General features: G+C 61.0%; 14 protein-coding genes. 12 read left to right on the forward strand and 2 right to left on the reverse strand.

The window, feature by feature from the left end:
- Positions 1-111 precede the first annotated feature (111 nt).
- Genes AC6JBC_RS12275 through AC6JBC_RS12300 form a run of 6 tightly spaced genes read left to right on the forward strand, consistent with a single transcriptional unit; the run spans position 112 to position 5,040 of the window.
- Entirely contained in the window at positions 112-981 is an 870-nt protein-coding gene (locus AC6JBC_RS12275) for a cytochrome c oxidase subunit II (protein ID WP_498024532.1), read from the forward strand.
- Complete coding sequence (locus AC6JBC_RS12280) at positions 981-2,699, forward strand: cytochrome c oxidase subunit I (protein ID WP_498024534.1); 1,719 nt, start codon at positions 981-983, stop codon at positions 2,697-2,699. Before AC6JBC_RS12275 ends, AC6JBC_RS12280 begins: the two co-directional genes overlap by 1 nt.
- On the forward strand, positions 2,696-3,295 hold the full coding sequence (locus AC6JBC_RS12285) for a cytochrome c oxidase subunit 3 (protein WP_498024535.1): 600 nt from the start codon (positions 2,696-2,698) through the stop codon (positions 3,293-3,295). The genes AC6JBC_RS12280 and AC6JBC_RS12285 overlap by 4 nt, the downstream gene beginning before the upstream one ends.
- A gap of 11 nt (positions 3,296-3,306) precedes the next feature.
- Positions 3,307-4,002 (forward strand): heme-copper oxidase subunit III family protein, encoded by a 696-nt coding sequence (locus tag AC6JBC_RS12290; RefSeq protein WP_498024536.1) that lies wholly within the window; start codon positions 3,307-3,309, stop codon positions 4,000-4,002.
- A gap of 5 nt (positions 4,003-4,007) precedes the next feature.
- On the forward strand, positions 4,008-4,361 hold the full coding sequence (locus tag AC6JBC_RS12295; RefSeq protein ID WP_464802030.1) for a cytochrome C oxidase subunit IV family protein: 354 nt from the start codon (positions 4,008-4,010) through the stop codon (positions 4,359-4,361).
- Positions 4,362-4,365: 4 nt separating this feature from the next.
- Entirely contained in the window at positions 4,366-5,040 is a 675-nt protein-coding gene (locus AC6JBC_RS12300; RefSeq protein ID WP_498024537.1) for a c-type cytochrome, read from the forward strand.
- 51 nt (positions 5,041-5,091) lie between these two features.
- On the opposite strand, the gene AC6JBC_RS12305 is transcribed toward AC6JBC_RS12300, so the two are convergent.
- Positions 5,092-5,892, reverse strand: a complete 801-nt coding sequence (locus AC6JBC_RS12305) for a DUF2189 domain-containing protein (protein ID WP_498024539.1) — start codon at positions 5,890-5,892, stop codon at positions 5,092-5,094.
- 314 nt (positions 5,893-6,206) lie between these two features.
- Between AC6JBC_RS12305 and katG the strand changes: the two genes are divergently transcribed.
- Entirely contained in the window at positions 6,207-8,456 is a 2,250-nt protein-coding gene (gene katG, locus AC6JBC_RS12310; protein WP_498024540.1) for a catalase/peroxidase HPI, read from the forward strand.
- A gap of 58 nt (positions 8,457-8,514) precedes the next feature.
- On the opposite strand, the gene AC6JBC_RS12315 is transcribed toward katG, so the two are convergent.
- The gene (locus AC6JBC_RS12315) at positions 8,515-9,132 is read right to left on the reverse strand and encodes a hypothetical protein (RefSeq protein ID WP_498024541.1); all 618 of its coding nucleotides are present in this window, start codon (positions 9,130-9,132) and stop codon (positions 8,515-8,517) included.
- A 169-nt stretch (positions 9,133-9,301) separates the two neighbouring features.
- Between AC6JBC_RS12315 and AC6JBC_RS12320 the strand changes: the two genes are divergently transcribed.
- The 5 genes from AC6JBC_RS12320 to AC6JBC_RS12340 all read left to right on the forward strand — a co-directional run bounded on the left by AC6JBC_RS12320 (position 9,302) and on the right by AC6JBC_RS12340 (position 13,091).
- Positions 9,302-10,120, forward strand: a complete 819-nt coding sequence (locus AC6JBC_RS12320) for an alpha/beta fold hydrolase (RefSeq protein WP_498024543.1) — start codon at positions 9,302-9,304, stop codon at positions 10,118-10,120.
- Positions 10,121-10,135: 15 nt separating this feature from the next.
- Positions 10,136-10,426 (forward strand): hypothetical protein, encoded by a 291-nt coding sequence (locus tag AC6JBC_RS12325; RefSeq protein ID WP_498024544.1) that lies wholly within the window; start codon positions 10,136-10,138, stop codon positions 10,424-10,426.
- Positions 10,423-11,007: an alpha-ketoglutarate-dependent dioxygenase AlkB gene (locus tag AC6JBC_RS12330; protein WP_498024546.1), complete on the forward strand. Its 585-nt coding sequence runs from the start codon at positions 10,423-10,425 to the stop codon at positions 11,005-11,007. The genes AC6JBC_RS12325 and AC6JBC_RS12330 overlap by 4 nt, the downstream gene beginning before the upstream one ends.
- Positions 11,008-11,268: 261 nt before the next feature.
- A complete protein-coding gene (xth, locus tag AC6JBC_RS12335) occupies positions 11,269-12,057 on the forward strand; it encodes an exodeoxyribonuclease III (protein ID WP_498024547.1) in 789 nt (262 codons plus the stop codon).
- Entirely contained in the window at positions 12,054-13,091 is a 1,038-nt protein-coding gene (locus AC6JBC_RS12340) for an ATP-dependent DNA ligase (RefSeq protein ID WP_498024548.1), read from the forward strand. Before xth ends, AC6JBC_RS12340 begins: the two co-directional genes overlap by 4 nt.
- The last annotated feature ends 145 nt before the right edge of the window (positions 13,092-13,236 follow it).

Raw genomic sequence — 13,236 nt, forward strand, 5'->3', positions numbered from 1 at the left:
TCCACCCGGTGCGATTTTTCGATAGATTACCAATGCGGTTATTTCCGGGGCGACTCAATAAAAGCCGGGTCAATGGCTGTGAGGCGTGCCCGCATCGATGGGAGAGAGCCTGTGCCGATTGCGGTCGCCATCGCCATGCTGGTGTTTGGTTCGGTCGCATTTCACCTGTTCAGCCCATGGTGGCGGACGCCGATCGCTTCAAATTGGGGCTCCATTGATTCCGCGCTGGACGTAACGCTCTGGATTTGCGCGGCGGCCTTCATCATCCTCAACCTGTTCCTGGCCTGGGTGCTGGTTCGCTACCGACACCGCACCGGGCACAAGGCCCATTATGAGCCGGAAAACGCCTCATTGGAGAAAAGGCTGACGCTCTGGACGGCGATCGGCATCGCCGGGATGCTGGCCCCGGGTCTGGCCGCATGGGGCCGCTATGTTTCCGTGCCGCAAGACGCCACGGTCATCGAGGCGGTGGGGCAGCAATGGCAGTGGTCGTTCCGCTATCCCGGACCCGATGGGGTGCTGGGTGCTGCGGCAGTCAAATATGTGACGCCCGACAACGCGCTAGGCCTCGATCCCCTGGACCCGTTCGGGCGCGACGATCTGCTGGTCGAGGCGGGCGATCTGCATCTGCCGCTGGGCAAGCCGGTCAAGATGGTGCTGCGTTCAAAGGATGTGCTGCACGACTTCTATGTGCCGGAGTTCCGGGCGAAGATGGATTTGGTGCCCGGCATCGTCACCTATTTCTGGATGACCCCGACCAAGCGGGGCACGTTCGACATCCTCTGCGCCGAACTGTGCGGCACGGGCCATCATGAGATGCGCGGGCGCGTAGTGGTGGAGTCGCCCAAGGCGTTCGCCGCCTGGCAGGCACAACAGACGAGTTTTGGACAAATCCTGGCCGAAACGCCGCCCGCCGCCATGTCCATCCTGCTGATCAAGGCAAATGCCTGCAGCGTCCCTGCGTCCTGGAGCAAGAGTTGATGGCTACCACCCTGGCTGACGACCTGCGGCCGCTGCATCATCCCCACAGTTGGGTTACCAGATATGTCTGGAGCCAGGATCACAAAGTCATTGCCATCCAATATAGCCTGACCGCCATCGCGATCGGACTGGTGGCACTGGTGCTGTCCGCGCTTATGCGGCTGCAACTCGGCTTCCCCGGCGCCTTCCCGGCGATCCAGCCCGACAATTACCTCCAGTTCGTGTCAATGCATGGCATGATCATGGTTGTCTATCTGCTGACCGCGCTGCTGCTGGGGGGATTTGGCAATTATCTCATCCCATTGATGATCGGCGCGCGGGACATGGTGTTCCCCTTCGTCAACATGCTGAGCTACTGGCTCTACCTGTTGTCGGTCATCGTGCTCGTATCGGGCTTTTTCGTTCCGGGCGGCCCTACGGGCGCGGGCTGGACGCTCTATCCCCCGCAGGCGATCAGCGAGGGAACACCGGGACACCAGTGGGGCATCGCCACCATGCTGGTGAGCCTCGCCATCTTCGTGGCCGCTTTCACCATGGGCGGACTCAATTATGTGACGACGGTGTTACAAGCGCGCACGAAGGGCATGACGCTGATGCGGATGCCACTATCGGTCTGGGGCATCTTTACCGCGTCGATCATGGGCCTGCTCGCCTTCCCGGCGCTGTTCGTCGCGGCAATCATGATGCTGTTCGACCATTTCGCGGGCACCAGCTTCTTCATGCCAACGATGCAGTCGATGGGCGCGATTACCCCGACCGAGGGAGGAAGCCCCCTCCTCTTCCAGCATCTCTTCTGGTTCTTCGGTCATCCCGAAGTCTATATCGTCGCCCTGCCCGCCTTCGGCATCGTATCGGACCTGATCAGCGTCCATGCCCGGCGCAACATATTCGGTTATCGCATGATGGTGTGGGCGATCGTCATCATCGGCGCGTTGAGCTTCGTCGTATGGGCGCACCATATGTATGTGAGCGGCATGAATCCCTATTTCGGGTTCTTCTTCGCGACATCGACGCTGATCATCGCGATCCCTACCGCGATCAAGGTCTATAACTGGCTGCTGACCTTGTGGCGCGGCGACATTCATCTACGCGTGCCGATGCTGTTCGCGATCGCCTTCATCTTCACCTTCATCCATGGCGGGCTATCGGGACTGTTTCTGGGCAATGTCAGCGTCGACGTGCCGCTGTCCGACACCTTCTTCGTCGTCGCGCATTTCCACATGGTCATGGGCGTGTCGCCGGTGCTGGTGATCTTCGGCGCGATCTATCACTGGTATCCCAAGATCTTCGGCCGGATGTGGAACGAGACCTTGGGTAAGCTCCACTTCTGGATCACCTTTCTGGGCGTCTATGCGATTTTCCTGCCGATGCATTATCTGGGCATCTTGGGTGTGCCGCGCCGTTATTATGCACTGGGTGAAACCGGGTTCATCCCGCCGTCGGTACATCTGGCCAATGAATGGATCAGCATTGCGGCGCTGATCGTGTTTGCGGCGCAGGGACTGTTCTTCTTCAACATGATCTGGAGCCGGTTTTGGGGACCGCGCGCCGATCCGAACCCGTGGGGCGCGGCCAGCCTGGAGTGGCAAACGCCACAGACGCCGCCAGCACATGGCAATTGGGGACCGACGCTGCCCACCGTCTATCGCTGGCCCTATGATTATAGCGTGCCCGGCGCACCGCGCGACTTCATTGCCCAGACTGAGCCGCGCTCATGACGATTCTGTCGCGCCTTGCGGAAAGAAGCTGGGAACCGGCGAGCGATCGTGACCCAGCAACTCCATCCGCGAGCCGCCCGTCCGCCGGGAGCGTGGGGCTCCGCGTCTATTTCGCCGTCGCAATGGTCATGTTCTCACTGCTGGGCGCGGCCTATTTCATGCGCATGGGGCTGCACGCCGCCATGGGGCATGCGGACGACTGGGTCGCCATGCCCGATCCGCCGCTGCTCTGGGTCAATAGCGGGATATTGGTCGCGAGCAGCATAGCATGGGAGATCGCGCGCCGCTCCAACGTAACTGGACGAGCGGCAGGCGCGTCCCTAGCGGGTGCCGCGCTCGGCCTGGCATTCCTCTTCGGTCAATGGCTGCTGTGGCGTCACTATCTTGCGCAAGGCTATTATCTGTCATCCAATCCAGCCAACGCCTTCTTCTATCTGCTGACGGCGCTTCACGGTCTTCACATCGTCGGAGGCCTGATAGCCGCCGCCTGGGTGCTGGCGGAGCGAAACCCCGCCCATGTCCGCCTTTGCGCCGTCTATTGGCATTTCCTGCTCTTCATCTGGATTTTGATTGCCGCCCTGCTCGTATCGACATGAGGTCCATCGCCATGGCTCACACGGTGCCCGACGGAAGAGACAAGGAGATTATCACTCCCGCCTTGCGGGAGATTGTCGCTGACTGGTCGGCTGATCAGGAAGTCTTCCGCCATACCCATTGGGGCAAGGCGATGATGTGGATTTTCCTGCTTTCGGACACATTCATATTTTCCTGCTTCCTGACAGGTTACATGACAATGCGGTCGTCGGCCGTGGAGCCATGGCCCAATACGGCGGAAGTCTTCGCACTCAATATCGGTGGGCACGACATTCCGCTGGTCCTGATCGCGATCATGACCTTCGCGCTGATCAGTTCCAGCGGCACCATGGCGATGGCGGTGAACTTCGGATACCGGCGCGACCGGCGAAAGACAGCTATCCTCATGCTGCTGACGGCGCTGTTCGGCCTGACTTTCCTGTCCATGCAGGCGTTCGAATGGAGCAAGTTGATCTTCGAGGAAGGCGTGCGTCCCTGGAGCAATCCGATGGGCGCGCCGCAATTTGGCGCCAGCTTCTTCATGATCACCGGCTTCCACGGCCTGCATGTGACGTGCGGCGTCATCCTGCTGCTGATCATCGCGTCCAAGGTGGCGCGCGGGCATTATGACAGGACTGGCGACTATAGCCCCGTGGAGATCGCCGGACTGTACTGGCATTTCGTCGACCTCGTCTGGGTCTTTATCTTCGCCTTCTTCTACCTGTGGTGATGTCCATGAAGCATGAAATAGCCAGCAGCGATAGCTCCATAGTCCATGAGGGGCAGCATCATCCGATCAGCCTTTACCTGAAGGTCTGGGGCTATCTCTTCGTGCTGAGCGCCATGTCCTACATGGTCGATTATATGCATGTGCAGGGGATCGTCCGCTGGACGCTGATCATTCTGTTCATGCTGCTTAAGGCAGGGCTGATCCTGTCCATCTTCATGCATCTCGCCTGGGAAAGGCTGTCGCTGATCTACGCGATCCTCGTGCCGCCGCTGCTTCTGCTGGTGCTGGTACGGATCATGACGATCGAGGCGGACTATGCCTATTGGACGCGCGCGATCTTCATGGGTGGGGGAGGATGAAGCCATGAACCGGATGCGCTGGCTGGTGACGGGGCTGTGCGTCGTGGGGGCCACGGGCGCGCTCTGGAGCTTCAACTGGTTTGCCGGGCGGCTTTATCCAGATGCCAATGCAGGCTCACTTGCCTACAAGCCCGCCGACGACATGCCGCCGCGCGTGGACATGGCGGCGGTGCAGCGGGACTGGCCATCCAGCCTTGGCGACCCAGGCGAAGGCAACCGGCTGATCGCCTATCACCGGGATATGCGTGGCAAGGCGCCTGCGCCATCCTCCGGCGCTGGTTCTGCGCCTGCGGCGGCGCCAGTCGACCTTGGCACGTTGCTCGCCAGCGCGGATGCGAATGCTGGCAAGGCGAAAACGCAGCTTTGCGCCAGTTGCCACGACTTTGGCCAGGGAGGACCAAACCGTATCGGGCCTAATCTTTGGGGCGTGGTAGGACGGCCGGTCGCCAGCCATGCGGGCTTTGCCTATTCCCCTGCGATGAAAGCGCATGGGGGCAGTTGGACCTACGACCAGCTATTCGCGTTCCTCGCCTCGCCGATGCGGGATGTGCCGGGAACGAAGATGAGCTTTGCAGGACTTCGCCGTCCGGAAGATCGGGCGGCCGTCATCAAATATCTGGCGACGTTGGGAGGCGGAGCGCCACCCCTGCCGAAACCAGCCGCCCAAGCTGGTCAATGACCTGCCCGACACCTGCTCCCTAAAAGTGGAGCAGGTGTCGTCAGCACAACCTCAGCGCACGACCGCGCGCGTGTAGAGATGCCAGGTCGAATATCCCAGCAGCGGCAGCACTACGGCCAGTCCGACGAGCCCCGGCAATGCGCCCAGGATCAGCAGCCCCACCACGATCAGCCCCCAGGCCGCTACGGTCACGGGACTGGTCCGCGCGACCCGAACCGAAGTCCTCAGGGCGTTGCCCCAACTGACCTTTTTGTCGATGATCATCGGGAAGGACACCACGCTGACCGCCAGCGTGATGATGGCGAAACACAGACCCACAAGATTGCCGACGATGATCATCTGCCAACCTTCGGCGGTTCCGAACACCGCATTCACAAAGGCCCCAAAGGATGAAACGACTTCAGGTCCGAACCGGCCCACGGTCGCATTATAGATGAACCAGGCGGCCGCCAGCCATCCCAGGAACAGCAAGGCTGTAATGCTGGTCAGGTCGAACAGCGACGGCGCCGACGGCCCCCGGACCACATCCAGGAAATGGCGCCAACGGGAATCCAGTCCATGTTCCCGGCGCCGGGCAAGTTCATAAAAGCCGCTGGCCAAGGCCGGGCTGAACAGGACGGAGCCCGCCAGCAGGGGAAACAGCAGCGGCAGGATCGACACGCGGCTGGCGATCAGAATGGCAAACAACACAACCACAGGATAGATCAGTCCAATGAACACCAGATCGCCGCGCTTGGCCTGGAAATCTTCCCAGCCCTGCCGCAGCGAGATACGCAGATCATCAAAGCCGATCTTGCGGATTTCATAATCGTCCCGATTGGAAGCCAGATCAGCTGGATGCGTAATCGCCATGGTCGCTCTCCCTTCGCGAAGTCACCATGACGGACGCTCAACCTTCAATCCTCAGTCGGGACCGGTAACGGGGGCGGCCTTTTGACCTGCGCAGCGCATCGTCTCGGCATGAGGGACGCCTCATGGCCAACAGCGGCAGATTACACCAAAGCGTAATGGAGCGGAACCAAAAAGCAGCCTATCCTTGCCCCAGGAGCCGTCCTGACGAGCCTTCAGTGATCGCTTTTATCGATCATCATGACCAATCTTAATCGCTTCCTTAGCTAGCAGGCCGGGTTTAGCCTTCCCCTCTGTATTCAAAAGGAGCCAAAATCATGGACGCGAAAACTGGCGGAAGCCCATTGAGCTGCCCGATGAAGGAGCCAGCCGCGCTGCGGTCACTGCTCGGACGCACCAATCGCGACTGGTGGCCCAATCAATTGTCCCTCGAAATCCTTCATCAAGATGGCGCTCACGCCAATCCGATGGGCAAGTCCTTCGACTATGCGAAGGAATTCGCGTCGCTCGACCTGGAAGCGGTCAAGAAAGACCTCCACGCGCTGATGACCGACAGCCAGCCATGGTGGCCAGCGGACTACGGGCATTACGGCCCCTTCTTCATCCGCATGGCGTGGCACAGCGCAGGCACCTATCGCACCGGCGACGGACGCGGCGGCGCGTCTTCGGGCGGGCAGCGTTTCGCGCCCCTCAACAGCTGGCCGGACAACGCCAATCTGGACAAGGCGCGCCGTTTGCTGTGGCCGATCAAGCAGAAATATGGCCGCAAGCTGTCTTGGGCGGACCTGATGATCCTGACCGGCAACGTCGCCATTGAGTCGATGGGCGGTCCCGTCTTCGGCTTCGGCGGCGGGCGCGAAGATGTGTGGGAACCGGAGAAGGACATTTATTGGGGCACGGAAGAACAGTGGGTCGGCAATCCCGACAACCAGACCCGCATCCAGCCCGACAAGGAAATGGTGCTGGAAAATCCCCTCGCGGCGATCCAGATGGGCCTCATCTACGTCAATCCGGAAGGGCCGGGCGGCAATCCCGATCCCTTACAGTCGGCGCGCGACATTCGCGAGACATTCGCTCGCATGGGCATGAATGATGAAGAGACGCTGGCGCTGACCGCTGGCGGCCACACCTTCGGCAAGGCGCATGGTGCGGGCGACGCTTCAAAGATCGGGGCGGAGCCCGAAGGCGCGGACATCGCGCAGCAGGGCCTTGGCTGGCAGAGCGGACATGAAAGCGGCGTTGGCGATCACACGATCACCAGTGGCATCGAGGGCGCATGGACGCCCACCCCCATCCAGTGGGACATGAGCTTCTTCCACATGCTGCTCGATTATGACTATGAGCTGGTGAAGAGCCCGGCGGGCGCGCATCAATGGCAGCCCATCAACCAGAGGCCGGAAGACATGGCGCCGGGCGCGCACAGCCCCGACAGGCGGCTGCCAACGATGATGACCACGGCCGACATGGCTTTCAAGGAAGACCCGGAATATCGCAAGATTGCCGAGCGCTTCCGCAATGATCCGGACGCCTTCGCCGACGCGTTCGCCCGCGCCTGGTTCAAGCTGTGCCATCGCGACATGGGTCCCAAAAGCCGCTACCTCGGGAGCGATGTTCCTGCCGAGGATCTGATCTGGCAGGACCCGATCCCGGCTGCGGACTATGCCCAGATCGAGCAGGCAGACATCGCCGCGTTGAAGCAGGAGATCGCGTCGTCCGGGCTGAGCGTATCGGAACTGGTGCAGACGGCATGGGCTTCGGCCTCCACTTTCCGGGGATCGGACAAGCGCGGCGGCGCCAATGGCGGACGCATCCGGCTCGCGCCGCAGAAGGATTGGGAGGTGAACCAGCCCGATCAGATGGCCCGCGTGCTGGGTGTGATGGAAGGCATCAAAGCCAAGTTCGACGGCGCAGCTTCCGGCGGCAAGAAGATCAGCATCGCCGACCTCATCGTTCTGGGCGGCTCTGTCGGCATCGAAAAGGCAGCGAAGGATGCGGGGCATGATGTGACCGTGCCCTTCACGCCGGGCCGCACCGACGCATCGCAGGAGCAGACCGATGTCGATGGCTTTGCCGTGCTGGAGCCTAAGGTGGACGGTTTCCGCAACTATCTGCCAGTCAGCTATCGCGTACCGGTGGAGGAATTGCTGATCGACCGCTCCAACCTGCTGAGGCTCAGCGCGCCTCAGATGACGGTGCTGATCGGCGGACTGCGGGTGCTGGGCGTCAATCATGGCGGATCGAAGCATGGCGTATTCACCGATCGGCCGGGTCAGCTTACCAACGACTTCTTCGTTAACCTGCTCGACATGGGTACGGCGTGGAAGGCGGAAAGCGACAAGGGCGACATGTTCGTCGGCAGCTGCCGCAACTCTGGCGAACCGAAGTGGACGGGCACGCGCGTCGATCTGGTCTTTGGATCGAACTCACAGCTTCGCGCGCTGTCGGAGGTCTATGCGTCGGCCGATGCAGGGCGCAAGTTCGTTGACGACTTTGTCGCTGCCTGGGTCAAGGTGATGGACGCCGACCGGTTCGATCTTCAACGATCGGCACTAACCGCCACCGCCTGAACACAAAGGCCGCCGCAACTTTCATGAGGAAGCTGCGGCGGCCAAATTTCATCTAAGCTCAATGAAGATCCCGACGGCCATAATCCGTGTCGCCAAAGCGGCTGGACCGCGTCATGGGGGACATGCCGTCAGGTTCGCCGGGTTCGTGCACCAGTTCTTCAAAGAGCGCGCGATAATGGATCATCGCCTGACGCAGATCCTCGGTATCGGCCTCCCCGCGTGCATGGCGTATGGCGATGTCATGGGCAGAACGATAATTTTGTACAACTTCCGGGTGATAAACGGACAAGTCGGCTGAACGCCTGTCGAAATCGACGATGGGATAGCCACGCGCCTCCATTACTTCGGTCAACAGCACGTCGGCGCGTGACACCGCACCTTGAGGATCATCAACGAACTGGTTCTGGACCTTCATCCAGCCATCGGTGAACATGTCGGTCTGCTGCGGGGAAAGGCGGCGCAGCGAAAAGCTGGCCACGCGCTTTTCCCGTTCCTGCAATTCTGCTTCAGCCTTGCGGGAGCTACCCGCCTCCTCGACGGTGCGATCATATTCAGACCCGAATTTCGATCGCAGATTGGCATGCTGCCGGTTGCGCATGATCAGCACGGCTAATCCGGCCAGCAGGACAAGGACCACCAGCCCAAGGCCCATTTCCAGCGGAGTGAGCGTCACCATGACATCTCCTTGGCCTGTTTTTAAGGCCGCTTATGACGCCCGCCGCCAGATGTTGTTAACCGGGGTGAATGGGCTTTGTTCCCGCAAGACGAAGACGAGGAAATCGAAGCGAAGGGAACGATGCGCCGCGCCACCGGTTGCCCTCACTCCCCTATCAGGAGTGGCTCCCATGCATATCGAAACCCGCGAAGGTCATGTCATCCATGTAAAAGACATGGGGTCGGGCCACCCGGTGATCTTGATCCACGGCTGGCCCCTGACCGGCGACATGTGGGAATATCAGACGCTTGCGCTGCTGGAGTCGGGATATCGCGTAGTCACCTATGATCGTCGCGGTTTCGGGCAATCGGGTCATCCCGCCGATGGCTATAATTATGACGTGTTCGCCGACGATCTCGCGGCCGTCATTGATAAGGTGGGGGCGCCCAAGGTCTCGCTCGTCGGATTTTCCATGGGAGGCGGCGAAATCGCCCGATATCTGTCGCGCCATGGTTCGGCAAAGGTGGACAGGGTAGCGCTGATCAGCTCTGTCGTGCCGTATCTTCTGAAGGATGACAGCAATCCCGACGGTGTCGATGAATCTGCACTGGACCAGATGCAGGCGCAGGTACGCGAGGACCGTTTCGCTTTCCTGCAAACCTTCGCCAAGACCTTCTATGGCATTGGCCTCGTCTCCAAGCCCGTCAGCAGCGCGCTGCTCGATTGGACCTTCATGCTGGCGATCATGGCAAGCCCCAAGGCGACGATCGATTGCATCCACGCCTTTGGCCGAACCGATTTCCGGCCCGACCTGAGCGCGTTCACCATACCGACGCTGATCATCCATGGCACGAGCGACAAGACGGTGCCGATCGATTCGACCGGGCGAGCAGCGGCCGCTGCGATCCCAGGCGCGCAATTGATCGAATATGATGGCGAACCGCATGGCCTGTTCGCAACGGCGCCGGATCGGTTGAACACCGATCTGCTGAGCTTCCTCGTGCAATAGCTGCGGCGCGTCGTCATGCAGAAGACGAACCCGTTCAGCCTTTTCATGGACAGCTGGCAGCTGGGGCTGGAAGCCTGGACGGTGATCGGCCTCAGGATACCCAGGCTGCTGACAGGCAACCCGGCAGCACCGCGGGAAGCGCATCTCATGATCGCCGAGAAGATCGAAGCGATGGGCGTATTGCAATGGAGGGCGATGACCGGCGATCTGGGGACCAGCCCAGATGCCGCTATGCGCGGTTCAATCGCCCATTATCGCAAAGCCGTTGGCCGCAATCGGCGACGTCTCGCCCGGCGGAGAAAATGACCCAGCCGAGCCTGTTCGACGCGCCCCTGATCCCCGGACTGGATTATCGCGAGGATATGCTGGCCAGCGATGAGGAAACGATGCTCATCATGAAGATGGACGCGCTGCCCCTGTCGCCGTTTCGTTTTCAAGGATGGACCGGAAAGCGGCTGACGCTATCGCTCGGGTGGACTTATGATTTTGACAATGGCCGCTTTGGCCCAAGTGACCCTATTCCGCCATGGCTTGAACCGATCAAGGCGCGCGCCGCCGGGTTCGCCGACGTGGCGGATGCCGACTTGGTGCAGGCGTTGTTGATCCGATACGATCCCGGCGCGGGCATAGGCTGGCACAGGGACCGTCCGCTCTTTGAACATGTTGTCGGGATTTCATTGGGCAGTCCCACGACATTGCGCTTTCGCAGACGCACGGCGAAGGGGTTCGACCGCCTGTCCGTTCCGGTTACCGCTCGATCCATCTATCATCTATCCGGCGAAGCGCGGCATGAATGGGAGCATAGCATCGCGGGCGTGGACGCACCCCGCTGGTCGATCACTTTCCGCTCGCTGTCCGCCAAGGGCGCTGAAATGGCGCGCGCCTAACCCTTGTTCTCCCCAAACACACACCCATATCCCGATCATCGTCAACAACGGAAAGGAGGTGGTCTGATGTCTCATTGTCATATGCCGATCACGGCAAATACGAAGAGCCTGACCTCCGCCGCGGGGGTCCGCCTCTTCTGAGCGCGTCCAATCGGCTGACAATGGAAAGGCCGTCCGGAACCAGCCGGGCGGCCTTTTGATTTGGGCGGGTTTCTGCAAGCCCTCGAACCAATCGGGCCACGAAACGTCTTGTGAAAAGACATGAGGATCGCGACCTATAATGTGAATGGCGTGAACGGGCGCCTTCCGGTGCTGCTGCGGTGGCTGGAGCAGGCTGAGCCCGACATTATATGCTTGCAGGAGTTGAAAGCACCGCAGGAGAATTTTCCTGAGCGTGCCATCCGGGAAGCGGGATATGATGCAGTCTGGCACGGGCAGAGCCGATGGAATGGCGTCGCGATCCTGAGCCGGGTTGGCGCCATCCATGAAACCCGGCGCGGACTGCCCGGGGATTTGGATGATGTGCAGAGCCGCTATATCGAAGCGGCGGTGAACGGGGTCCTCATAGCCTGCCTCTACCTTCCAAACGGCAACCCCCGTCCCGGCCCCAAGTTCGACTTCAAGCTCCGCTGGTTCGATCGGCTGCACGCGCATATGGCCTCGCTCATCGACGTGGACGCGCCGGTGATCGTCGCGGGCGACTATAATGTGATGCCGACCGACCTTGATGTGTATGCGCCCGACCGGTGGCGCGACGATGCCCTGTTCGCGCCGGAGGTTCGCGCCGCCTACCAGCGCCTCCTCGATCAGGGATGGAGCGACGCAATCCGGCAGCTACACCCCGATGAGGTGATCTATAGCTTCTGGAAATATTGGCGTGGCGCCTTTGAGCGCAATGCCGGTCTGCGGATCGATCATGCGCTGCTGAACCCGGTTGCCGCCGCCAAGCTGGTCAGCGCGGAGGCCGATACCCGGCCTCGCGCCTGGGAAAAGACGAGCGATCATGCGCCGGTCGTGATCACGCTCGACCTGGGCAGAGCGGAGCCATGACGCCGACCGACCCCAAAGGACTGGCCTTGCCGCTGCCGATGGAGGCTCGGCTCGTGTCCGAGCTGCCCACGCCGCCGGGATGGCAATATGAGCCCAAATGGGACGGCTTCCGCGCAGTCGTGGGCCGTGACGGCCCGCAGGCCGACATCCGATCCAAATCCGGCAAGTCGCTGGCGCGTTTCTTTCCGGAGATCATCGATGCACTGCTCACAACGACCGAGCGCCGCTATGTTCTGGACGGCGAGTTGATCCTGCCGCTGAACGGCGTGCTGTCCTTCGATGCGTTGCAGCAGCGGCTGCATCCGGCGGAGAGCAGGATAGCGCGCCTGTCCCGCGAAACCCCGGCGCAGCTTATGCTGTTCGACTGTCTCGCGCTGGGCAAGAGCGACATCATGGACGCGCCGTTGCGGGAACGGCGAAAGACGCTGGAACGCTTTCACGCAAAGAATGGGACCGGGATGCTGCTCCTGTCCCCTGCCAGTGAGCGGATCGCGGATGCCGACCGCTGGCTGGAAGGCAGCGGCGGCGCACTCGACGGGATCATCGCCAAGCAACTGGACCTGCCCTATCGATCTGGCGAACGCGCAATGATGAAGTTGAAAAATTATCGCGGCGCCGACTGTGTGGTTGGGGGTTTCCGCCGCACGGCTGATGGGCGCGGCGCTGCATCCTTGCTGCTGGGCCTCTATGATGAGGCGGGCAAGCTCAACCATGTGGGCTTCACCTCCGGGTTCAAGGCGGATGAGCGACCTCTTCTGTTGCAACGCCTTGAGCCGATTGCGGGAGGCTCCGGCTTCACCGGCAAGGCACCGGGTGGGCCAAGCCGCTGGAACAAGGGCGCGGAAAGGCTCTGGGAGCCTCTAGCTCCGGAACTGGTTGTGGAAGTGATCTATGATCAGGTGACCGGCGGGCGCTTTCGCCATGGCACGCGCTTTCTACGGTGGCGGCCCGACAAGGCGCCGCGTCAATGCACATGTGATCAGTTGCAGATGGAACTGCGCCCGGCCGAGATCGATCAATTGCTGAACGGTTGAGTGAACTGCCAGAACCCGCAAACAAGCGGGCCGACCCGCTTTTGTCGAAGTAAACACCCTCATACTGATCCCTGTTAGGCATTTTTGAGGGAACGCCGCGCTCTCCCCCGAATTGAACAGGGGTACAATCAGGAGAGTATTTTCC

The organism is Sphingobium sp. RC1, from assembly GCF_059738765.1.